23 protein-coding genes and 1 tRNA gene are annotated in these 22765 nt (G+C 52.0%); 12 read left to right on the top strand and 12 right to left on the bottom strand.

Annotated features, from left to right (window positions below; genetic code table 11):
• Window positions 1-2: 2 nt before the first annotated feature.
• Together OGW44_RS25180 and orn are read right to left on the bottom strand one after the other, a co-directional pair.
• Window positions 3-78, bottom strand: a tRNA-Gly gene (locus OGW44_RS25180).
• 240 nt (window positions 79-318) lie between these two features.
• Entirely contained in the window at window positions 319-864 is a 546-nt protein-coding gene (gene orn / locus OGW44_RS25175) for an oligoribonuclease (protein ID WP_185654802.1), read from the bottom strand.
• A gap of 105 nt (window positions 865-969) precedes the next feature.
• On the opposite strand from orn, the gene rsgA reads away from it, so the two are divergent.
• The 3 genes from rsgA to mscM all read left to right on the top strand — a co-directional run bounded on the left by rsgA (window position 970) and on the right by mscM (window position 6415).
• Entirely contained in the window at window positions 970-2022 is a 1053-nt protein-coding gene (gene rsgA / locus OGW44_RS25170) for a small ribosomal subunit biogenesis GTPase RsgA (protein WP_019078196.1), read from the top strand.
• Between the two features lie 92 nt (window positions 2023-2114).
• Window positions 2115-3083, top strand: coding sequence for an archaetidylserine decarboxylase (gene asd / locus OGW44_RS25165; protein WP_104651672.1), 969 nt, complete (start codon window positions 2115-2117; stop codon window positions 3081-3083).
• Between the two features lie 17 nt (window positions 3084-3100).
• Window positions 3101-6415, top strand: a complete 3315-nt coding sequence (mscM, locus tag OGW44_RS25160; RefSeq protein ID WP_016151404.1) for a miniconductance mechanosensitive channel MscM — start codon at window positions 3101-3103, stop codon at window positions 6413-6415.
• Window positions 6416-6495: 80 nt separating this feature from the next.
• Here mscM and yjeM read toward each other — a convergent pair whose 3' ends face one another.
• On the bottom strand, window positions 6496-7998 hold the full coding sequence (yjeM, locus tag OGW44_RS25155) for a glutamate/gamma-aminobutyrate family transporter YjeM (protein ID WP_185654803.1): 1503 nt from the start codon (window positions 7996-7998) through the stop codon (window positions 6496-6498).
• A 214-nt stretch (window positions 7999-8212) separates the two neighbouring features.
• Entirely contained in the window at window positions 8213-9190 is a 978-nt protein-coding gene (gene epmA, locus OGW44_RS25150; RefSeq protein WP_003830517.1) for an elongation factor P--(R)-beta-lysine ligase, read from the bottom strand.
• A gap of 324 nt (window positions 9191-9514) precedes the next feature.
• Here epmA and frdA point away from each other — a divergent pair, with 324 nt between their 5' ends.
• Genes frdA through frdD form a run of 4 tightly spaced genes read left to right on the top strand, consistent with a single transcriptional unit; the run spans window position 9515 to window position 12805 of the window.
• Entirely contained in the window at window positions 9515-11305 is a 1791-nt protein-coding gene (gene frdA / locus OGW44_RS25145) for a fumarate reductase (quinol) flavoprotein subunit (protein ID WP_016151402.1), read from the top strand.
• Entirely contained in the window at window positions 11298-12032 is a 735-nt protein-coding gene (frdB, locus tag OGW44_RS25140) for a fumarate reductase iron-sulfur protein (RefSeq protein ID WP_006686291.1), read from the top strand. The genes frdA and frdB overlap by 8 nt, the downstream gene beginning before the upstream one ends.
• 10 nt (window positions 12033-12042) lie before the next feature.
• The gene (gene frdC / locus OGW44_RS25135; protein WP_016151401.1) at window positions 12043-12438 is read left to right on the top strand and encodes a fumarate reductase subunit FrdC; all 396 of its coding nucleotides are present in this window, start codon (window positions 12043-12045) and stop codon (window positions 12436-12438) included.
• Window positions 12439-12448: 10 nt separating this feature from the next.
• Window positions 12449-12805, top strand: a complete 357-nt coding sequence (gene frdD / locus OGW44_RS25130; protein ID WP_003025535.1) for a fumarate reductase subunit FrdD — start codon at window positions 12449-12451, stop codon at window positions 12803-12805.
• 44 nt (window positions 12806-12849) lie between these two features.
• Here frdD and ampR read toward each other — a convergent pair whose 3' ends face one another.
• Window positions 12850-13722, bottom strand: a complete 873-nt coding sequence (gene ampR, locus OGW44_RS25125) for a LysR family transcriptional regulator AmpR (protein ID WP_016155499.1) — start codon at window positions 13720-13722, stop codon at window positions 12850-12852.
• A gap of 131 nt (window positions 13723-13853) precedes the next feature.
• Here ampR and blaCMY point away from each other — a divergent pair, with 131 nt between their 5' ends.
• Window positions 13854-14999 carry a CMY-2 family class C beta-lactamase gene (blaCMY, locus tag OGW44_RS25120; protein WP_131380526.1) on the top strand — a complete coding sequence of 382 codons (1146 nt, stop codon included), beginning with the start codon at window positions 13854-13856 and terminating at the stop codon, window positions 14997-14999.
• Window positions 15000-15092: 93 nt separating this feature from the next.
• Window positions 15093-15626, top strand: coding sequence for a lipocalin family protein (locus OGW44_RS25115; protein WP_016151398.1), 534 nt, complete (start codon window positions 15093-15095; stop codon window positions 15624-15626).
• Here the strand turns inward: OGW44_RS25115 and sugE are convergent.
• A complete protein-coding gene (gene sugE, locus OGW44_RS25110; protein ID WP_016151397.1) occupies window positions 15623-15940 on the bottom strand; it encodes a quaternary ammonium compound efflux SMR transporter SugE in 318 nt (105 codons plus the stop codon). The two genes, OGW44_RS25115 and sugE, sit on opposite strands and share 4 nt — an antisense overlap.
• A gap of 256 nt (window positions 15941-16196) precedes the next feature.
• Between sugE and OGW44_RS25105 the strand changes: the two genes are divergently transcribed.
• Complete coding sequence (locus tag OGW44_RS25105) at window positions 16197-16796, top strand: LuxR C-terminal-related transcriptional regulator (protein WP_047414968.1); 600 nt, start codon at window positions 16197-16199, stop codon at window positions 16794-16796.
• 30 nt (window positions 16797-16826) lie between these two features.
• Here OGW44_RS25105 and ecnB read toward each other — a convergent pair whose 3' ends face one another.
• The 3 genes from ecnB to efp all read right to left on the bottom strand — a co-directional run bounded on the left by ecnB (window position 16827) and on the right by efp (window position 17839).
• The gene (gene ecnB, locus OGW44_RS25100; RefSeq protein ID WP_016151395.1) at window positions 16827-16973 is read right to left on the bottom strand and encodes a lipoprotein toxin entericidin B; all 147 of its coding nucleotides are present in this window, start codon (window positions 16971-16973) and stop codon (window positions 16827-16829) included.
• 107 nt (window positions 16974-17080) lie between these two features.
• Window positions 17081-17215, bottom strand: coding sequence for a lipoprotein antitoxin entericidin A (ecnA, locus tag OGW44_RS25095; protein WP_016151394.1), 135 nt, complete (start codon window positions 17213-17215; stop codon window positions 17081-17083).
• A gap of 57 nt (window positions 17216-17272) precedes the next feature.
• Window positions 17273-17839: an elongation factor P gene (gene efp, locus OGW44_RS25090; protein WP_003025478.1), complete on the bottom strand. Its 567-nt coding sequence runs from the start codon at window positions 17837-17839 to the stop codon at window positions 17273-17275.
• A gap of 41 nt (window positions 17840-17880) precedes the next feature.
• Between efp and epmB the strand changes: the two genes are divergently transcribed.
• Both epmB and yjeJ read left to right on the top strand, forming a co-directional pair.
• Entirely contained in the window at window positions 17881-18909 is a 1029-nt protein-coding gene (epmB, locus tag OGW44_RS25085; RefSeq protein ID WP_047358982.1) for an EF-P beta-lysylation protein EpmB, read from the top strand.
• Between the two features lie 183 nt (window positions 18910-19092).
• Complete coding sequence (gene yjeJ, locus OGW44_RS25080) at window positions 19093-19956, top strand: YjeJ family protein (protein ID WP_016155495.1); 864 nt, start codon at window positions 19093-19095, stop codon at window positions 19954-19956.
• Window positions 19957-20042: 86 nt separating this feature from the next.
• On the opposite strand, the gene OGW44_RS25075 is transcribed toward yjeJ, so the two are convergent.
• The 3 genes from OGW44_RS25075 to OGW44_RS25065 all read right to left on the bottom strand — a co-directional run bounded on the left by OGW44_RS25075 (window position 20043) and on the right by OGW44_RS25065 (window position 22632).
• Complete coding sequence (locus tag OGW44_RS25075; protein WP_016151391.1) at window positions 20043-20396, bottom strand: DUF4156 domain-containing protein; 354 nt, start codon at window positions 20394-20396, stop codon at window positions 20043-20045.
• A gap of 252 nt (window positions 20397-20648) precedes the next feature.
• A complete protein-coding gene (gene groL / locus OGW44_RS25070; RefSeq protein ID WP_003025464.1) occupies window positions 20649-22295 on the bottom strand; it encodes a chaperonin GroEL in 1647 nt (548 codons plus the stop codon).
• Window positions 22296-22338: 43 nt separating this feature from the next.
• Window positions 22339-22632, bottom strand: coding sequence for a co-chaperone GroES (locus OGW44_RS25065; RefSeq protein ID WP_000027827.1), 294 nt, complete (start codon window positions 22630-22632; stop codon window positions 22339-22341).
• Between the last annotated feature and the right edge of the window lie 133 nt (window positions 22633-22765).

Here is a 22765-nt window from a genome sequence, read left to right as displayed (position 1 = left end):
TTTGGAGCGGGAAACGAGACTCGAACTCGCGACCCCGACCTTGGCAAGGTCGTGCTCTACCAACTGAGCTATTCCCGCAAATTTGTACTGCTTTTGCTGCTGCCGTAACGTGTAATTCTCTGTCGTTACGGGAGGCGCATTATACGAGAAATCCGTTTAGCTGCAACCCCCCTAAAAGCGATTTTTTCGTTTTTCTGTTTAAGTGCTGAATTTATCGGCAAGTCGTCTAATTTAGCGACAATCCTACCTCAGTGCAAGCACGCAGGAACGATATTCGTAGGCCGGGTAAGCCGCAGCGCCGTCCGGCCATCCACAAAATCAAAGCTTAATAAAATGTTCGCGATAGTAAGCAAGCTCAGCAACAGATTCACGAATATCGTCCATCGCCTGATGCGTTCCCTGCTTGGTGAAGCCAGCAAGAATTTCCGGCTTCCAACGACGCGCCAGCTCTTTCAGAGTACTGACGTCAAGATAGCGATAATGGAAATACGCCTCCAGCTCCGGCATGTATTTAAACAGGAAACGACGATCCTGACCGATGCTGTTGCCGCAGATAGGTGATTTCCCTTCTGGAACCCACTCTTTCAAAAAAGCCAGCGTAGCCAGTTCAGCTTCACGATTCCCCATGGTGCTCGCCTTCACGCGATCCACTAGCCCACTACCGGTATGCGTACGTACGTTCCAGTCATCCATTAATGCCAGCTGTTCGTCGGACTGGTGCACCGCAATTGTCGGTCCTTCAGCCAGAATATTCAGGTTGGCATCCGTCACCAGCGTGGCTATCTCAATTATGCGATCGCGCTCGGGATCCAGACCTGTCATCTCCAGATCGATCCAAATCAGGTTGTTTTCATTGGCACTCATGCTATTTTCCACCCTTCAGCGTCACATTCAGTGTGACTATATTCATCTAAAATTGCGTGTATCATAAATGTTTTGCCCATTATGGGCGACCAGGAGTCAGTCCGATTGAGTAAGAATAAACTCTCCAAAGGCCAACAGCGCCGTGTGAACGCCAATCACCAGCGTCGTCTGAAAACGTCCACGGAGAAGCCAGACTACGACGACAACCTGTTTGGCGAAACCGCTGAAGGCATCGTTATCAGCCGTTTTGGTATGCATGCCGACGTGGAATCTGCTGACGGTGAGATTCACCGCTGCAACATCCGCCGTACAATTCGCTCGCTGGTGACCGGCGATCGCGTTGTCTGGCGCCCGGGAAAAGCAGCAGCAGAAGGCGTGAATGTCAAAGGCATCGTTGAGGCGGTACACGAGCGTACCTCGGTACTGACACGTCCCGACTTTTACGACGGGGTAAAACCCATTGCCGCCAACATCAACCAGATCGTTATTGTCTCAGCCATCTTACCCGAGCTGTCACTCAATATTATCGACCGGTATCTGGTAGCCTGTGAAACGCTACACGTTGAACCAATTATCGTCTTGAATAAGATCGATCTGCTGGATGACGAAGGCATGGCCTTTGTTAACGAACAGATGGATATTTATCGCCACATTGGCTATCGCGTGTTGATGGTATCAAGCCGCACGAAAGACGGCCTGAAACCGCTTGAAGAAGCATTAACCGATCGCATCAGCATTTTTGCCGGTCAGTCGGGCGTTGGTAAATCTAGCCTGCTCAATAATCTTCTCGGTCTGCAGGAAGAGATCCTGACCAACGATGTCTCCGACAACTCCGGCCTTGGACAGCACACCACCACTGCCTCTCGCCTGTATCATTTCCCGCACGGTGGCGACGTTATCGACTCCCCTGGCGTACGTGAGTTCGGATTGTGGCATCTGGAGCCGGAACAAATCACACATGGTTTTGTCGAATTCCATGACTACCTGGGCCACTGCAAATACCGCGACTGCAAGCATGATACCGATCCAGGCTGCGCTATCCGTGAGGCCGTAGAAAAAGGGGCAATAGCCGAAACTCGGTTTGAAAATTATCACCGCATCCTGGAAAGCATGGCGCAGGTAAAAACACGTAAAAACTTTTCTGATACAGACAACTGACAACTAAGCTAAGCATCGCTAGAATCGTCCCCCTTTTTTCAGGATCCGGCCCGTATGCCGGATCGGGAACAAATTATGGCCTGGAGGCTACCTTGTTAAACTCATTTAAGCTTTCGCTACAATACATTCTGCCGAAACTATGGCTCACTCGCCTGGCGGGTTGGGGTGCGAGCAAACGAGCAGGATGGCTGACTAAACTGGTTATCGATCTGTTCGTGAAATATTACAAGGTCGATATGAAAGAGGCGCAAAAGCCGGATACCGCCAGCTATCGCACCTTTAACGACTTCTTTGTTCGCCCACTGCGCGACGACGTTCGCCCGATTAACACCGATCCAAACGTACTGGTCATGCCTGCTGACGGCGTGATTAACCAGTTAGGAAACATCGAAGAAGACAAACTGCTGCAGGCCAAAGGGCACAGCTATACCCTTGAAGCACTGCTGGCCGGCAACTACCAGATGGCGGACAAATTCCGCAACGGTACGTTTGTGACCACTTACTTATCTCCACGCGATTACCACCGTGTACATATGCCGTGTAACGGTATCCTGCGTGAAATGATGTACGTGCCAGGCGATCTCTTCTCTGTAAATATCCTGACTGCGCAAAACGTTCCAAACCTGTTTGCACGCAACGAACGCGTAATCTGTCTGTTTGATACCGAATTTGGCCCGATGGTGCAGATTCTGGTCGGCGCGACCATCGTCGGCAGTATTGAAACCGCATGGGCTGGCACCATTACCCCACCGCGTGAAGGCGTCATCAAACGCTGGACCTGGCCGGAAGGTGAAAGCGAAGGGTCGGTGGCGCTGCTGAAAGGTCAGGAAATGGGCCGCTTTAAGCTCGGTTCCACCGTTATCAACCTGTTCGCGCCTGGCAAAGTTAACCTGGTTGAGCAGTTGCAGGACCTTTCAGTGACCAAAATCGGCCAGCCAATGGCCATCTCGACCGAGACATTCGTGACGCCAGCGGCAGAACCTGCCCCGCTTGCGAAAGAAGAGATCGAAGCAGAACACGACGCCAGCCCGCTGGTTGACGACAAAAAAGACGAAAGTTAAACATAGGAATCGCTGCTGTGCGCCTGATTATCACTTTTCTGATGGCCTGGTGCCTCAGCCTGGGGGCGTACGCTGCGACGGCCCCCGATGCCAAACAACTCACCCAGGAACTGGAGCAGGCAAAAGCGGCGAAACCTGCTCAGCCAGAAACCGTCGAGGCGCTCCAGTCCGCGCTGAATGCCCTCGAGGAGCGTAAAGGTTCTCTCGAGCGTGCCCAGCAATATCAGCAGGTTATTGATAACTTCCCCAAGCTGTCCGCAACATTACGCGCGCAGCTTAGCAACCTGCGCGACGAACCGCGCAATGTGCCAACCGGACTCACCACCGATGCGTTAAACCAGGAGATCCTCCAGGTCAGCAGCCAACTGTTGGAAAAGAGTCGTCAGGCCCAGCAGGAGCAGGATCGCGCCCGGGAAATCGCCGACTCGTTAAGCCAGCTTCCTCAACAGCAAACCGATGCCCGCCGCCAGCTAAATGAGCTTGAGCGACGTATTGGTACCGCCAACTCTAATCCCGCGCAGAATCAGGCGATGCAGGCTGAATCCGCCAAACTCAAAGCCCTGGTCGATGAACTGGAGCTGGCGCAGCTTTCCGCTAATAACCGCCAGGAGCTGGCGCGTATGCGCTCAGAGCTGGCGGAAAAACAGAGCCAGCAGCTCGATACTTACCTGCAGGCTTTGCGCAACCAGCTCAACAGTCAACGTCAGCGTGAGGCAGAGCGAGCGCTGGAAAGCACCGAACTGTTGGCGGAAAACAGTGCGGGACTGCCGGAAGGTATTGTCGACCAGTTCAAGGTTAACCGCGAACTGTCTCAGGCATTAAACCAGCAGGCGCAACGTATGGACCTGGTCGCCTCGCAACAGCGTCAAGCCGCCAGCCAAACGCTACAGGTGCGCCAGGCATTGAATACGCTGCGAGAGCAGTCTCAGTGGCTTGGGGTCTCAAATATGCTGGGAGAAGCACTGCGCGCGCAGGTATCCCGTTTACCGGAAATGCCCAAGCCTCAGCAGTTGGATACCGAAATGGCGCAGCTTCGCGTGCACCGTATGCGCTATGAGGATCTCCTCAACAAACAGCCGCAGTTGCGTCAGATTCATCAGGCCGATGGACAACCGCTGACCGCTGAACAGAGCAGCATTCTCAACGCCCAGTTACGCACCCAGCGTGAGCTGCTGAACTCTTTGTTACAGGGCGGCGATACGCTGATCCTTGAGCTGACCAAGCTCAAAGTCTCTAACAGCCAACTGGAAGATGCGCTAAAAGAGGTCAACGAAGCAACGCACCGCTATCTGTTCTGGACCTCGGACGTTAGCCCCATCTCCCTCTCCTGGCCTGTCGACATCGTCCAGGATCTGCGGCGTCTGATCTCATTAGATACGTTTAATCAGTTGGGCAAAGCCAGCATCATGATGCTGACCAGCAAAGAAACGCTGCTGCCGCTTTTCGCGGCATTGGTGCTGGTTGGCTTTAGCCTCTCTTCGCGCAAACACTTCACCCGTTTTCTGGAGCGTTCATCTGCGCGGGTCGGGAAAGTCACCCAGGACCACTTCTGGCTGACGATACGCACGGTGTTCTGGTCGATACTCGTCGCTTCTCCGTTGCCGGTGCTGTGGGCAACGCTCGGTTACGGATTGCAGGAAGCCTGGCCTTATCCATTAGCTGTCGCTATCGGGGATGGCGTTACCGCCACGGTGCCCATGCTGTGGGCAGTAATGATTTGCGCCACCTTTGCGCGCCCCAACGGTCTGTTCATTGCCCACTTTGGCTGGCCGCGTAACCGCGTCGCGAAAGCCATGCACTATTACCTGATGAGTATCGGGCTGATTGTGCCGCTGATCATGGCGGTGATTATGTTTGATAATCTCAATGACCGGGAATTCTCCGCCTCACTGGGGCGTCTGTGCTTTATTCTGATTTGCGGTGCGCTGGCGGTCGTGACCCTGAGCCTGAAACGCGCCGGGATACCGCTGTACCTCGATAAAGAAGGCAACAGCGATAACATGGTCAACAGCATGTTGTGGAATATGCTGATGGGCGCACCGCTGATTGCCATTCTCGCTGCGGCAGTGGGCTATCTCGCCACGTCGCAAGCTTTATTGGCGCGTCTGGAAACGTCCGTAGCTATCTGGTTCTTGTTACTGGTGGTGTATCACGTTATCCGCCGCTGGATGCTGATCCAGCGCCGCCGGCTGGCGTTTGACCGCGCCAAGCATCGACGTGCCGAAATGCTGGCGCAGCGCGCACGGGGTGAAGAAGAACCAGCGCATTCCACCAGCCTTGAAGGCACGATTGATGTTGATGAAAGCGAAGTGGATCTGGATGCTATCAGCGCGCAATCGCTGCGCCTGGTGCGCTCTATCCTGATGCTTATCGCCCTGCTCTCGGTCATTGTGCTGTGGTCAGAAATTCATTCTGCTTTCGGCTTCCTGGAAAACATCTCGTTGTGGGATGTCACCTCCACGGTGCAGGGTGTGGAAAGTTTAGAGCCGATAACGCTGGGCGCGGTGCTTATCGCAATCCTGGTGTTTATCATCACTACCCAGTTAGTGCGCAACCTGCCCGCGCTGCTGGAGCTGGCGCTGCTGCAACATCTCGATTTAACCCCCGGCACCGGTTACGCCATCACCACCATCACCAAGTACCTGCTGATGCTGATTGGCGGTCTGGTTGGCTTCTCAATGATCGGTATTGAGTGGTCCAAACTGCAATGGCTGGTAGCGGCTCTCGGTGTCGGTCTGGGCTTTGGTTTGCAGGAGATCTTCGCCAACTTTATTTCCGGCCTGATTATCCTCTTTGAAAAACCAATCCGCATTGGCGACACGGTGACGATTCGCGATCTTACCGGTAGCGTGACGAAAATTAATACCCGCGCCACGACCATCAGCGACTGGGACCGCAAAGAGATCATCGTGCCCAACAAAGCCTTTATCACCGAGCAGTTTATCAACTGGTCGTTATCGGATTCGGTCACCCGTGTGGTATTAACCATCCCGGCACCGTCGGAGGCTAACAGCGAGGAGGTTACGCAGATCCTGCTTACTGCCGCACAACGCTGCTCACTGGTTATCGATAACCCGGCGCCAGAAGTCTTCCTGGTTGACCTGCAGCAAGGGATTCAAATCTTCGAACTGCGTATTTATGCCGCTGAGATGGGGCATCGTATGCCGCTGCGCCACGAAATCCACCAGCTGATTCTGGCAGGCTTCCGCGAGCACGGTATCGATATGCCGTTCCCACCGTTCCAGATGCGTCTGGAGAGCCTCGGCGGTAAGCAAACGGGAAGAACCTTAAGTTCTGCGGGCAGAAGCAGTCGCCCGGCGGGGAGTTTGTAAACAACAATGATGCCGAATGGCAGCTTCGCCGAATCCGGCCTACGAAGAATCATTTTTGTAGGCCGGATTCAGCAGGAAGTTTACTCCACCGCCCACTCAGGCTCGTTGGCCGTGCGACGGCTGTAGTTCTGATAAATCGCCATTGCCAACAGCGAGAAGAAGATCGGGCCTCCGGTCATCCACAATGCGCTGTTCCAGTCCCCAGCTTCAATCACCGGCTGGATGATGGTGAACACATTGGCAAACGTCACCACCAGCACAACCACCGATGTGGCCAGCAACGTCGCCGCTCGGGTTTTAAAGACAACAAACGGTCTTTCCAGGCCCGTACGGGCTTTAAAGAACGGAAACGCCAGCGCGAGGAACAGATACGGCAGCGTCATCGAGACGTTCGCCATCAGCGTCAGTTTGTTATAGAACGCTGAAGCCGTATCGCCGCCAAACGAAACCAGCAGGATAAACAGGCTCACCAGCAGGCACTGCAACCACATTGCCGTCGTCGGCATCCCCACGGCATTTAGTTTGGTCATTGGCGCTGGCCACAGCGCCTTCGGCGTTCCCTGAATAATCGCTTTCAGTGGCGAATAGCTGAGCGTGAAAAAAGCGCCGGTATAAGCGAGAAACATAGAAAGCCCGGTGATACGCGCGAACCACACCCCCGTCACCATCGCGGTTTCAGGAGAAAGATGCAGCGCGTTACCTAACGTCATCCCGAGGCTTTTCATCAGGATATACGTTATATTGCCGAGGTTGACCGAGCTATTGCTTAATACTTGCTGCCAGTTGGTGCTAACGCCCCATAAAAATATGGCCAGTGAATAACCGACAGAAATGACAATCGCGGCAAAGACAATGCCTTTCGCAAAGTTCTTTTCTGGCTTCTCTGTTTTATCAACTAATCCACCCACGGCTTCTATTCCGCCGTAAGCAAAAATGGCAAACACAACAAATGACAACATGGCCAGACCGGACTGATATCCCGGATTAGGTGAGGAGATGAAATTAATATCCTGCGCAAAGTGACCACCAGTTAATAACAAAATAGCGACACTCACTAACAACAGAACTAAATTAAGACACATTACGGCAATTCCGCCTACAGCCGTAATACGAGCAATCCTATTAATACCCCGGGAGGCCACGCAGGTTACCAGAATCATCCAACCGACGGCGAGCAACCCGACGACCTGCGTAGGCTCAAGCCCCGCAAAACGCCAGTGCTGCGTCATGTCTGCGCCAAATAAGAAGGTTGAAAAAGGTACCCAGACTTTCGCTGCGGTACTTACCATCCATATTACATAGGAAGAAAACCACATAAACGTGCCGATAAACGCATAGCGTGGCCCAACGCTATTATTCATCCACGAATAGATTCCGCCCTCTTCTTTCCGATAGGCAGCCCCCATTTCCGCCATCATTAAAGCAAATGGGATAAAGAATAATAATGCAGAAAATATATACCACGGAATCGCGCTATACCCCATTAAATAGAATGCGGAGGGGCTATTCGCAAAACCGAAAACAGACGTAAATATCATGAGGATGAGACCTATTAGGCTCATCTTTTTTATTGTTTGGGTCATTAAACCATCCCTTACTCTGGCAAGCGTTTAACAAACGCCACTCACCGGTTGGCACTGCCCTCTTTTCAGAGTTCAGCGATAGAAAAATCAACACAGAATTGATACCTGAACGATATCAAATATCCAGGAGTAAATTGTGGCTATTAGAGGGTAAATGAAAAAATATGCTACAAAGTGGCTATTTCACCGCCACTTTGCATTGAAGGAGAGTACGTTACGCGCGATCGACGGTAAATGCGATAACCTCGGCCAGGCTCTCTGCGCCCAATGCCAGCATCACAAGACGGTCAACGCCCAGCGCCACACCAGAGCAATCCGGCATACCCACTTTTAACGCTTCAAGCAGGTTGGTGTCGATAGGCTGCTGCGGCAAGCCACGTGCGGCACGTTTGCGGTTATCCTGCTCAAACCGCTGCTGCTGTTCGCGCGCGTCGGTCAATTCATGGAAACCATTCGCCAGCTCAATACCTTTGTAGTAAACCTCGAAACGTTCAGCCACGCGGTGATCTTCGGTACTGATTTGCGCCAGTGATGCCTGGCTGGCCGGGAAATGATACACAAACGTCGGTTTGTCTTTGCCAATATGCGGCTCAACGCCCATCGTAAACAGCAACTGCAGTAAGGTGTCCCGGTCTTCTTCGGTATCGGCGATATTACTGAGATCCAATTTCGCCGCCACTTCCCGCAGTTGGGTTTTATCCGCAGACAGCGGGTCTATCTCCAGATGGCGCTGGAAGGCTTGCTGGTAAGAGAGACTTTCCGCAGGTGAGCAGTCCAGCACCTGCTGGAGCAAATCATCCACTTCATTCATCAGGCGATACATATCGTAGTGCGGACGATACCACTCGAGCATGGTGAATTCAGGGTTATGATGACGCCCCATCTCTTCATTACGGAAGCTGCGGCACAATTGATACACCGGGCCGCATCCTGCCACCAGCAGGCGCTTCATATGGTATTCCGGGCTGGTCATTAAATAGAGATTCATTCCCTGGGAGTGTCCAGGGCCGACGAAACGCGTTTCGAACGGGAACAGATGGATGTCCGTTACCGTTGCCTGACTCATACAAGGGGTCTCAACCTCAAGCACGCCACGATCGGCAAAAAAGCGGCGAATCTCCGCTATAATTGCTGCACGTTTTAACAGATTGGGGATGGACGCGCTCGGCTGCCAGGTTGCCGTTTCGCTCATGGTTGTTTCTCCGATTTAAGACAAGGGCACGAAGTCTACTCGTATCGCGTTAACGAGACAAATTTCGCGCGCCAATAATCCACACTGGCAATTGGATAAAAAAAGCGACATGGGGTGGTTTAGTAATTAAATTAATCAAATTCAATGATAATTCCCCCCTTTGACACGCTAAAAAAATCGAACACGTCAAATTTCCCGCACATCCCTGAGACTATACTATTGTACCTATAAAGGAGCAGTGGAAACGCGTTCATAACCTGTTTGAAGCCGATGAAGCATCTGATTTCAGGCAGGAATGAAATAACAACAATCTGGAGGAATGTCGTGCAAACCTTTCAAGCCGATCTTGCCATTATAGGCGCCGGTGGCGCGGGATTACGTGCTGCAATTGCTGCCGCACAAGCAAATCCCAACGCTAAAATCGCACTGATCTCAAAAGTGTACCCAATGCGCAGCCATACCGTTGCTGCCGAAGGCGGCTCTGCTGCTGTCGCGCAGGATCATGACAGCTTTGACTACCATTTTCACGATACGGTAGCAGGCGGAGACTGGCTGTGTGAGCAGGATGTCGTGGATTACTTTGTCCACCACTGCCCAACTGAAATGACGCAACTGGAACAATGGGGCTGCCCATGGAGCCGCCGTGAAGACGGTAGCGTCAACGTACGTCGCTTCGGCGGTATGAAAATCGAGCGTACCTGGTTTGCCGCGGATAAAACCGGCTTCCACATGTTGCATACGCTGTTCCAAACATCTTTGCAGTTCCCGCAGATTCAGCGCTTTGACGAACACTTCGTTCTGGATATCCTGGTTGATGATGGCCATGCTCGCGGCCTGGTTGCCATGAACATGATGGAAGGCACGCTGATGCAGATCCGTGCTAATGCTGTTGTGATGGCAACGGGCGGCGCAGGTCGTGTTTACCGTTACAACACCAACGGCGGCATCGTAACTGGCGACGGTATGGGCATGGCGCTGAGCCATGGCGTTCCGCTGCGTGATATGGAATTCGTTCAGTATCACCCGACGGGTCTGCCAGGCTCTGGTATCCTGATGACCGAAGGCTGCCGTGGTGAAGGCGGTATCCTGGTCAACAAAAACGGCTACCGTTATCTGCAAGACTACGGCATGGGTCCGGAAACCCCGCTGGGCGAACCGAAAAACAAATACATGGAACTCGGTCCGCGCGACAAAGTTTCTCAGGCTTTCTGGCACGAATGGCGTAAAGGTAACACCATTTCCACCCCGCGTGGCGATGTGGTTCACCTCGACCTGCGTCACCTCGGCGAGAAAAAACTGCTCGAACGTTTACCGTTCATCTGCGAACTGGCGAAAGCCTACGTGGGTGTCGATCCGGTTAAAGAGCCGATCCCGGTACGTCCTACCGCGCACTACACCATGGGCGGTATCGAAACCGATCAGCACTGTGAAACCCGCATTAAAGGTCTGTTCGCTGTGGGCGAATGTTCCTCTGTTGGTCTGCATGGCGCTAACCGTCTGGGTTCTAACTCCCTGGCGGAACTCGTGGTCTTCGGTCGTATGGCCGGTGAACAGGCTGCAGAACGTGCTGCAACGGCTGGCGCTGCAAACAGTGCCGCGCTCGATGCGCAGGTTGCTGGCGTTGAAAAACGTCTGAAAGATCTGGTTAACCAGGAAGGTAACGAAAACTGGTCTAAGATCCGTGACGAAATGGGCCTGTCCATGGAAGAAGGTTGCGGTATCTACCGTACACCGGAACTCATGCAGAAAACCGTTGATAAACTGGCGGAGCTGCAGGAACGCTTCAAGCGCGTACGTATCACTGATACCTCCAGCGTCTTCAACACCGACCTGCTGTACACCATCGAACTGGGTCACGGTCTGAACGTTGCTGAATGTATGGCGCACTCTGCTCTGGCGCGTAAAGAATCCCGCGGCGCGCATCAGCGTCTGGATGAAGGCTGCACCGAGCGTGACGATGTGAACTTCCTCAAACACACCCTCGCCTTCCGCGATGCTGACGGCACGACTCGTCTGGAATACAGCGACGTGAAAATCACCACTCTGCCACCGGCTAAACGTGTTTACGGTGGCGAAGCGGAAGCAGCCGATAAGAAGGAGAAGGCGAATGGCTGAGATGAAAAACCTGAAAGTTGAGGTGGTGCGCTATAACCCGGAAACCGATACCGCGCCGCACAGTGCTTTCTACGAAGTTCCTTATGATGAAACCACGTCACTGCTGGATGCGCTGGGCTACATCAAGGATAACCTGGCACCGGACCTGAGCTACCGCTGGTCCTGCCGTATGGCGATCTGCGGCTCCTGCGGCATGATGGTCAACAATGTACCTAAACTGGCGTGCAAAACCTTCCTGCGTGATTACACCAACGGCATGAAGGTTGAAGCGCTGGGCAACTTCCCGATTGAGCGCGATCTGGTCGTCGACATGACGCACTTTATCGAAAGCCTGGAAGCGATCAAACCGTACATCATCGGTAACCCGCGTACACCGGATCAGGGTCCAAACACCCAGACTCCGGCGCAGATGGCGAAGTATCATCAGTTCTCCGGTTGCATCAACTGTGGTCTGTGCTACGCCGCGTGCCCGCAGTTCGGCCTGAACCCAGAGTTCATTGGACCGGCTGCGATTACGCTGGCGCATCGTTACAACGAAGATAGCCGCGACCACGGTAAGAAGGAGCGTATGGCTCAGTTGAACAGCCCGAACGGCGTCTGGTCCTGTACTTTTGTGGGCTACTGCTCCGAAGTCTGCCCGAAACACGTCGATCCGGCTGCGGCCATTCAGCAGGGTAAAGTTGAAAGTTCAAAAGACTTTCTTATCGCTACCCTGAAACCACGCTAAGGAGTGCACGATGACGACTAAACGCAAACCCTATGTGCGACCAATGACGTCCACCTGGTGGAAAAAGCTGCCATTTTATCGTTTTTACATGCTGCGCGAAGGCACGGCGGTTCCGGCAGTCTGGTTCAGCATTGAACTGATTATCGGCCTGTTTGCACTCAAGCATGGTGCAGAGTCCTGGATGGGCTTTGTCGCCTTTTTGCAAAACCCGGTGGTGGTGATCCTGAATATTATCGCCCTGGCAGCAGCGCTGCTGCATACCAAAACCTGGTTTGAGCTGGCGCCAAAAGCTGCCAACATCATCGTAAAAGACGAAAAAATGGGGCCAGAGCCGATCATCAAAGGTCTCTGGGCAGTTACTGTGGTTGCGACAGTAGTAATACTGTTTGTTGCCCTGTTCTGGTAAGGAGTCCGGAATGATTAATCCAAATCCAAAACGCTCTGACGAACCCGTATTCTGGGGCCTGTTTGGTGCAGGCGGTATGTGGAGCGCAATCATTGCGCCGGTGATGATCCTGCTGGTCGGCATTATGCTGCCGCTGGGCTTTGTTCCTGATGCTTTCAGCTATGAACGCGTACTGGCATTCGCTCAGAGCTTCATCGGACGTGCGTTTCTGTTCCTGATGATCGTTCTGCCGCTGTGGTGTGGTTTACACCGTATGCACCACGCGATGCATGACCTGAAAATCCACGTGCCTGCGGGCAAATGGGTATTCTACGGACTGGCAGCTATCCTGACCGTTGTAACGGCTATTGGGATCCTGACCATCTAATCGCATGCGTTAATTATCAGGCCCGCCAATGGCGGGCCTTTTTATTAGTGCAGCATCCCGGTCAACCAGCGGGAAAACTCACGCATCGCGGGCGTCTCCGGACGAGATTGTAAACGCGTTATCCAGTAACTCCCCAGATCAATCTGCGTTAGAAAAGGCTGCACGATACGTTCACTACTGAGCAAATGCGTGAACATTCTTACCGGTGCAATTGCCACACCAATCCCCGCCTGCGCGGCTTCCAGCATTGAGACGGACGAGTCAAACACCACCACGTTGTGCGTCGGTGACGGAGGCGCTTCTCCGGCGGCCTGCATCCAAAGCGTCCATTCATCACGCCGATACGATCGTAATAACGGAAATTTCAGGATGTCCACAGGTGCTTTAATCTGCGAGGCCAATGTCGGTGAACACAGCGGAGACATCAGCGCGCTACACAAATATTGCGCATCGGTATCGTGCCAGGCTCCTCCTCCGTAGCGAATAGTATAATCCAGCCCTTCGGCAGCGGGATCCACACGGTTATTGTGGGTGGAAATATGCAAATCAATATGCGGACAGTGGCGCTTAAAGTCGCTCAACAGAGGGAAAAGACAACCGACCGCAAAGGTCCCCACCACGCCAATTTTTAGTTTTTCCTGAGTCTGTTTAGTGGCAAAACGATCCAGCATCCCCGCCATACGATCGAAAGAGTCATTAAGTACAGGTAACAGACTTTCCCCTTCAGTCGTCAACATTAACCCTCGAGAACCACGCACAAAAAGCTGACAATTCAGCTGTTGCTCCAGCGCTTTCACATGTTGGCTTATTGCAGAATGCGTCACGTTGAGCTCAATTGCAGCGCGGGTAAAGCTGAGATGTCTGGCCGCTGCTTCAAAAGCCCGCAGCGAGTTAAGGGGGATATAGCTACGCGTCATTATCTGGCCTGTTAGAAAAACTTATATCTGCTGCTAAATTTAACCGTTTGTCAACACGGTGCAAATCAAACACACTGATTACGTCTGACGGGCCCGGACACCCTTTCGCTTTTAATTACGGAACTGATTTCATGATGAAAAAATCGATATGCTGCGCGCTGCTGCTGACAGCTTCGTTCTCCACGTTTGCCGCCGCAAAAACAGAACAACAAATTGCCGATATCGTTAACCGCACCATCACACCGCTGATGCAGGAGCAGGCTATTCCGGGTATGGCCGTTGCGATTATCTATCAGGGGAAACCTTATTACTTTACCTGGGGTAAAGCCGATATCGCCAATAACCGTCCAGTCACGCAACAAACGCTGTTTGAACTCGGATCGGTCAGTAAAACGTTCAACGGTGTGCTGGGCGGCGATGCTATCGCCCGCGGCGAAATTAAGCTCAGCGATCCGGTCACGCAGTACTGGCCTGAACTGACTGGTAAGCAGTGGCAGGGTATCAGCCTGCTGCACTTAGCCACCTACACGGCAGGCGGCCTGCCGCTTCAGGTTCCGGACGACGTTACGGATAAAGCCGCGTTACTACGCTTTTATCAAAACTGGCAGCCGCAATGGGCCCCAGGCGCTAAACGTCTTTATGCTAACTCCAGCATTGGTCTGTTTGGCGCCCTGGCGGTGAAACCCTCGGGCATGAGCTACGAAGAGGCGATGACCAAACGCGTCCTGCACCCCTTAAAACTGGCGCATACCTGGATTACGGTTCCGCAGAGCGAACAAAAAGATTATGCCTGGGGTTATCGCGAAGGAAAGCCAGTGCATGTATCCCCTGGCCAACTTGATGCCGAAGCCTACGGGGTGAAATCGAGCGTTATCGATATGACCCGTTGGGTTCAGGCCAACATGGACGCCAGCCAGGTTCAGGAGAAAACGCTCCAGCAGGGCATCGAGCTTGCGCAGTCACGTTACTGGCGTATTGGCGATATGTACCAGGGCCTGGGCTGGGAGATGCTGAACTGGCCGGTGAAGGCCGACTCGATAATTAGCGGTAGCGACAGCAAAGTGGCACTGGCAGCGCTTCCTGCCGTTGAGGTAAACCCGCCCGCGCCTGCCGTGAAAGCCTCATGGGTGCATAAAACGGGCTCCACTGGCGGATTCGGCAGCTACGTTGCGTTCGTTCCAGAAAAAAACCTTGGCATCGTGATGCTGGCAAACAAGAGCTACCCAAACCCTGTTCGCGTCGAGGCCGCCTGGCGCATTCTTGAAAAACTGCAGTAACGGACAAGGAGGCCCTGGATATTGGGCTTCCTTTCTTTCTCTTTTTTTCCTGCTGTCATCTACACTTAACAAAAATCCAGCAAGGAAAATCCCATGCGCATTCTGCCCGTCGTTGCTGCAGTTACGGCTGCATTTCTGGTTGTCGCTTGCAGCACCCCAACACCCCCGAAAGGTGTTACCGTAGTAAATAACTTTGATGCCACACGCTATCTGGGCACCTGGTATGAAATTGCGCGTTTCGACCATCGATTCGAGCGCGGACTGGAAAAAGTGACTGCTACCTACAGCCTGCGCGACGACGGCGGTATCAATGTTATTAACAAGGGCTATAACCCGGACAGAGGAATGTGGCAGAAAACGGAGGGGAAAGCCTACTTCACTGGCGACCCAAACCGCGCTGCGCTCAAGGTCTCGTTTTTTGGCCCCTTCTATGGCGGGTATAACGTGATTGCCCTCGACAGGGAATATCGTCACGCGCTGGTTTGCGGGCCGGATCGCGACTACCTGTGGATCCTTTCACGGACCCCTACTATTTCAGATGAAATGAAACAGCAAATGCTGGCCATCGCGACCCGGGAAGGGTTTGAGGTGAATAAGCTGATTTGGGTAAAACAGCCTGGCGCTTAGTGGGTGCTCAGCTTGAGGCCAATAATACCGGCCACAATCAGCCCGAGGCTCAGTAACCGCGCCGGGCTGGCAGATTCACCCAGCAGCAGAATCCCTGTAATGGCCGCCCCGACTGCGCCGATACCGGTCCATACAGCATAGGCGGTTCCTACAGGCAACGTACGCATTGCCCAGGAGAGCATGGCGATACTGACGATCATTGCCACAATAGTGATAATGCTTGGCGTCAAACGCGTAAAACCGTGGGTATATTTCAGGCCAATCGCCCAGACAACTTCGAGCAGACCTGCAATTAATAAAACGATCCAGGACATATCAGGCTCCAGAACAATGGGGCCGTCCCCGGTGAAAGAAGCGTTTGCAGGTCGTCCTGCAAAGCTGATGTGTGAAATGGCATTTTTGCCCGAGAGAAAATGAATTTCAACCTTTTTATTCGCTGCCCGCTAAAAGCAAGAATTAAGCATAATTAGCGGCGTAGTTCCCGCATTTGGCACTCATCGGAGTTCTCTATGATGAAGGGCTTTCTGAATCCGGAAAGTCGATTGCCTCTCTTCTGAATGCGAAAAGGTTATGCTTAAAATTTTAGTGATTGACCGGTGCCACTTTACCCGCACAGGGATTGAGGCCTTGCTTAATCATTCTGGCAGGTTCAGCTCCTCATTTCTTGTGTCAGGGATCAATAATCTCCTGTTAGCAAAAGAGCATATTTTGCAGTGGAAGCCGCATCTGGTGATCGCGGATTTATACAGTTTTATTAGCGAGACGCATACCAGTCCGCCAATTAAACCCTTTTTCATGAGCTGCGGCGTCATCCCGCTGATTTTACTGCAATCAGTTGAAAGACAGCACGCCTCAATTGCTTCCTCTCAATCCGTCGCCTATTCGGTCTTAACCAAGCACACCACGCTGAACGCGCTCTCACACACGATTCAGGAGGCGCTACAGCTTCGCCCCACATTAGAAATAGCCGAAAACGCGACTCCGCTGCTTACGCCGCAGGAGGAAAAAGTATTGTCGATGTGGATGGATGGTGTGAGTAACAATGCGATAGCCGCCGCACTCAGCATTCATGGCAAGACGGTCTACACCTATAAACGGAATATCCGCATGAAACTGCACATGGGGAACCGCTTCTCGCCGTTTCTCTCACTCCCCGGGAAGGGGAATTAACGGTACGACGTGACGTCGTACCGTTCATGATTATTGTTGAGCTTTTGTCGCTGCACCAGAGATTGCGCTACCGCCCTCAGAGATATCCTGCCCAACACCTTTCGTGGTATTGCACGCAGTCAACACTGAAGAAAGAACCAACACAGAAAAGATCGCAGCAATTGTCTTTTTAACCATAACGTCTTCCTTTTCTAGCCAATATTGTTTGTGTATAGCTCATTAATAATAGACAAGATCCGCAAGTTTGATGGATAAACAACCGTTTTTAAGACTATGAGAGAGTGTTAGCTGGCGGCGTGAGAGATTGAATTGCCAAGATGTTTGATGTCTTCACCGAAGCCGCGCGCGGTATTACAACCCGCCAGGAGAGTGCTGGTGAAAAGGATGAGCATTACAAGACTGAGAAGACGTTTCATCATTCCTGCCCTGGAAAAAGTATGGCGCAGCAACCTGCGCCATAAGATCAAATAGATATCTTATTTTACGCGAGAAACGTATTCGCCGGAGCGAGTATCCACTTTGATCACTTCACCGATCTGTACGAACAGCGGAACTTTAACGACTGCGCCAGTAGACAGAGTAGCCGGTTTGCCGCCAGTACCAGCGGTATCGCCTTTCAGACCTGGGTCAGTTTCAACGACTTCCAGCTCAACGAAGTTTGGCGGAGTCACGGAGATCGGCTGACCGTTCCACAGGGTCACGATGCATTCAGCCTGGTCCAGCAGCCATTTAGCGTTATCGCCTACCGCTTTCTCGTCTGCAGCCAGCTGTTCGAAAGTGGTGTTATTCATAAAGTGCCAGAACTCACCGTCGCTATACAGGAAGGTCAGGTTCATGTCGGCTACGTCTGCGCCTTCAGCGGAATCGGTAGACTTGAAGGTTTTCTCTACGCGAGTACCGGTCAGCAGGCGACGCAGCTTAACGCGCGCAAATGCCTGGCCTTTACCTGGTTTAACGAATTCGCTGGCTTCAACCGCATAAGGTTCGCCGTCCAACATGATTTTAAGACCAGCACGAAAATCGTTGCTATAGTACGTTGCCATAAGGCCCTCTGAAAATTGTTAACTGGTAGCTAAGCCACAAAATGGCGCATATTGTAACCCTAAATACCCCATCCAGAGAAGATTGGTTATCGCAACTTGCCGATGTTGTGACCGATCCTGATGAACTTCTGCATCTTTTGAATATAGACGCAGATGAAAAACTGTTGGCCGGACGCGACGCGAGACGACTTTTCGCCCTGCGCGTACCGCGCGCCTTTATTGCTCGTATGGAAAAAGGCAATCCGGACGATCCGCTTTTGCGTCAGGTACTTACTTCCCAGGAAGAGTTTGTTGCTGCACCTGGCTACTCGACCGATCCGCTGGAAGAACAGCACAGCGTGGTCCCCGGTTTGCTGCATAAATATCGCAATCGGGCGCTGTTGTTGGTTAAAGGCGGTTGCGCGGTAAATTGTCGCTATTGCTTCCGCCGACACTTCCCGTATGCCGAAAACCAGGGCAATAAGCGCAACTGGCAGGTCGCCCTGGACTACATTAGCGCGCATCCTGAGCTGGATGAGATTATCTTCTCCGGTGGTGATCCGCTAATGGCCAAGGACCATGAACTGGACTGGTTACTCACGCAACTGGAAGCCATCCCGCACATTAAGCGTCTGCGCATTCACAGCCGTTTGCCGATTGTGATCCCCGCGCGCATTACTGAAGGACTGGTCCAGCGCTTTGCGCGCTCCTCCCTGCAGGTTCTGCTGGTCAACCACATTAACCACGCCAATGAGGTCGATGAGGCGTTTCACCAGGCGATGGTCCGACTGCGTACCGCTGGCGTCACGCTACTCAACCAAAGCGTTTTGCTGCGTGGCGTGAACGATAACGCACAAACGCTGGCGAACCTGAGCAACGCCCTGTTTGATGCGGGGGTGATGCCCTATTACCTGCACGTACTGGACAAAGTGCAAGGTGCCGCCCACTTTATGGTCAGCGACGATGAGGCACGTCACATTATGCGTGAACTGCTGACGTTGGTTTCCGGCTATATGGTCCCCAAACTGGCGCGTGAAATTGGCGGTGAGCCAAGTAAAACGCCATTGGATCTGCAACTACGCCAACAATAACCATTATTGAGTGTCCGATTCCGGACACTCACCACGATTACTTATTATTTAAATCCTCACAAGTGGAGCCACGCTTTTAATCTGTGCTATTTTAATTAGCGCTATAAAATCATTAATTCATAATTTGTATCATTAGAACCAAATTCATAATATTAATAAATATATGGTTAGGGAGAACCTTTTATGGTTATAAGTATTAAGGGCATTAATACCGGTGTTATTCGTCAAAATAATGAATTTATTGCTTTAGCATTAAAGATAAAAGAACCAAGGAATAAAACGTCGTTATTTTTTCTTTCTCCGCTTGGGCTAAGAGATCTGCTGATCGCCCTGGAAAGCAGGCTATCCGCCAAACATCAGCTTAGCGAAGACGAGCATGCGCAATATGAGAAGGAATGCGATAAAGTCAGCAAAAAGATGCACGAAAATATTCCTTTGATTCAGGAAGATGAGCTAAAAAATGCCGACATTAATCGTCGCATAAATTCGCTGATGTTAGTGGATGACAAAGGCGAAAACTTAACATTTTCTCTGACACTGCATGATGGACAAACGTGTGAATTACTGGTTAATGAACTACAGATTCGGGTGCTGGTCCATGCTGTTATTCATGCAATAAATAATGCTGGCATGCGGGAATTAGCGCTACGAATTACATCGCTGCTGGATTTCCTGCCGCTGTACGATGTTGATTGCCAAGAAAACGACAATCTGGAATACGACTCTTATACGCACCCCGAATGGAAACAAAGCCTGTTTCATCATTATCTGGCGATTATTTACCGCTATACAGATGATCAAGGAAAAGCCCAGTTCTGTGGTTCGGTAGTAAAAACTCGCGCCCCTTCCGGCAGCAAAGAGGCCGAAGCCATTACTCGCCGTCTTCTCGATTTCAGCCCACGGCTGAAAAAGCTTGCTGGTGTACCGTGCCAGGTGTTTGTCAGAACGTTGACGGGTGATAAGGCGCAAAAGCTCAATCAGGATCAGTGCCTGCGCGCGCTGCATCATTTACGCGCTCAGTCTGTGCATAACGCTCAAAATGCCTGATGTTTCTGCGCTTATCAGGCCGACGAATTTGTATCGTAGGCCTGATAAGACGTTGTAGCGTCGCCATCAGGCATCAACAGCATTTATCAATTTGGGCACTTATAAACCTGCCCAGTCATTTCACTGGCAGTAGGAACAAAGCTGGACAGCATTCCCTGTGATGGGCTGCTGACGCCATAAATCACGTTACCACCCATTGCCGCAGCCTGGTTACGCAGATCGTTTGCTGCGCCACGCATAGAGCCACCCTCTTCGCCGTGCTGGCCAGAAAGCCAGTTGCTTTGCGTACCGGTTGCAGTGCCAATCAGTTGACACTCTGCGCCAGGCTTCTCTTCGACGAAGCGTACGCTTTGCCCGGCTGAACTCAGTTCGTTGCTGGAGCTACAACCCGCCATCAGTAGCGCGGCACCAACGATCCCTGCTAAATATTTCACGTGCATGTCATTCCCCATAATCAATGAGCTGGACGTTATGTCCGTAGCTGAATCATATACTAAAAAGATGACCAAAAGAAAAACCCCCGGACATTTCTGCCCGAGGGTTTCTCATTTTTCGCGAGATACGTATTTAATCAAATAATTCAAGTTGCAGGCAGGCGGCAGGTTCATGAATCCCCCAGTGCTTACATGAGTAAGTGACTGGGGTAAACGAACGCAGCCAATGAACCTGCGGCTTGAAGTATGAAGATTAAATTACATCATGCCGCCCATTCCACCCATGCCGCCCATACCACCAGCAGCACCTAAGTCAGGCGCATCGCCTTTCGGCAGGTCAGTAACCATGCACTCGGTGGTGATCATCAGACCCGCAACAGAAGCCGCGTACTGCAGAGCTGAACGCGTTACTTTGGTTGGATCCAGGATACCCATGTCGATCATGTTACCGTATTCTTCAGTTGCAGCGTTGTAACCGTAGTTACCGTCACCCGCTTTCACGGTGTTAGCCACTACAGACGGCTCTTCGCCGCAGTTCAGTACGATTTGACGCAGCGGAGATTCCATTGCGCGCAGCGCAACTTTAATACCTACGTTCTGGTCTTCGTTCTGACCTTTCAGACCGGCAATCTTAGACGCTACGCGAATCAGCGCAACACCACCACCAGCCACCACGCCTTCTTCTACCGCAGCACGGGTCGCGTGCAGGGCATCTTCAACGCGGGCTTTCTTCTCTTTCATTTCAACTTCAGTCGCAGCACCAACTTTGATAACCGCAACGCCGCCTGCCAGTTTCGCTACGCGCTCCTGCAGTTTTTCACGGTCGTAGTCGGAAGTTGCTTCTTCGATCTGCTGACGAATCTGAGTCACGCGCCCCTGGATTGCAGCTTCGTCACCCACGCCATCAATGATGGTGGTGGTGTCTTTGTTGATAACAACGCGTTTCGCCTGACCCAGATCTTCCAGAGTTGCTTTTTCCAGCTCCATACCGATCTCTTCAGAGATAACGGTACCACCGGTTAGGGTAGCGATATCCTGCAGCATCGCTTTACGACGGTCGCCGAAGCCAGGCGCTTTAACCGCCGCGACTTTCACGATACCGCGCATGGTGTTAACAACCAGAGTTGCCAGCGCTTCGCCTTCAACATCTTCAGCGATGATCAGCAGTGGTTTACCCGCTTTGGCTACTGCTTCCAGCACCGGCAGCATTTCGCGGATGTTGGAGATTTTCTTGTCAGCCAGCAGGATGAACGGGCTTTCCAGTTCTACTGCGCCAGTTTCCGGCTTGTTGATGAAGTAAGGAGACAGGTAACCACGGTCGAACTGCATACCTTCAACCACGTCCAGTTCGTCCTGCAGACCGGTACCGTCTTCAACGGTGATCACGCCTTCTTTACCGACTTTGTCCATCGCTTCAGCGATCAGTTTACCTACGGTTTCGTCGGAGTTAGCGGAGATAGTACCAACCTGAGCAATCGCTTTAGAGTCAGAGCACGGTACGGACAGTGCTTTCAGTTCTTCAACGGCAGCAGCGACAGCTTTGTCGATACCACGTTTCAGATCCATCGGGTTCATGCCCGCAGCAACGGCTTTCAGACCTTCAGTGATGATGGACTGCGCCAGTACGGTTGCGGTGGTGGTACCGTCGCCTGCAGCGTCGTTCGCTTTAGAGGCAACTTCTTTCACCATCTGCGCCCCCATGTTTTCGAACTTGTCTTCCAGTTCGATTTCACGGGCTACGGAAACACCATCTTTAGTGATGGTCGGTGCACCGAAAGATTTATCCAGAACTACGTTACGGCCTTTTGGACCGAGGGTAACTTTCACTGCATCTGCCAGTACGTTTACGCCGCGCAGCATTTTCACACGAGCGTCGTTACCGAATTTTACGTCTTTAGCTGCCATTTTCTCTTTCCCTTAAATTCGTATGTTCAGTGTCGTTCGCGGATTAGGCTTCAACAATTGCCAGGATGTCACTTTCAGACATGATCAACACTTCTTCATTGTCGATCTTCTCAGATTTAACACCGTAGCCATCGTTGAAAATAACGATATCGCCGACTTTAACGTCCAGCGGCTGTACGGTACCGTTGTCCAGGATGCGGCCCTTACCGACAGCGATGATTTCGCCACGAGTTGATTTACCTGCTGCAGAACCGGTCAGTACGATGCCGCCAGCAGATTTAGATTCAACTTCTTTACGTTTGACGATCACACGATCATGTAACGGACGAATACTCATTGATAGCTCTCCTTTGAGAAAGTCTTTATCAGTTATGGGTGACGCCGGCCCGTGAACGGTTTCCCGGCTAGTGACCAGAGAAATGGGGATGGGGCTTTGTACCTTCAAGGGGGCAAGCGAAAAAAAATTTATA

It is taken from the genome of Citrobacter sp. Cb023, from assembly GCF_030336805.1.
In the GTDB taxonomy this organism is placed as follows: Bacteria; Pseudomonadota; Gammaproteobacteria; order Enterobacterales; family Enterobacteriaceae; genus Citrobacter; species Citrobacter braakii.
The sequence above is the reverse complement of the archived record's forward strand: the minus strand, read 5'-3'. Positions and strand labels throughout refer to the sequence as shown.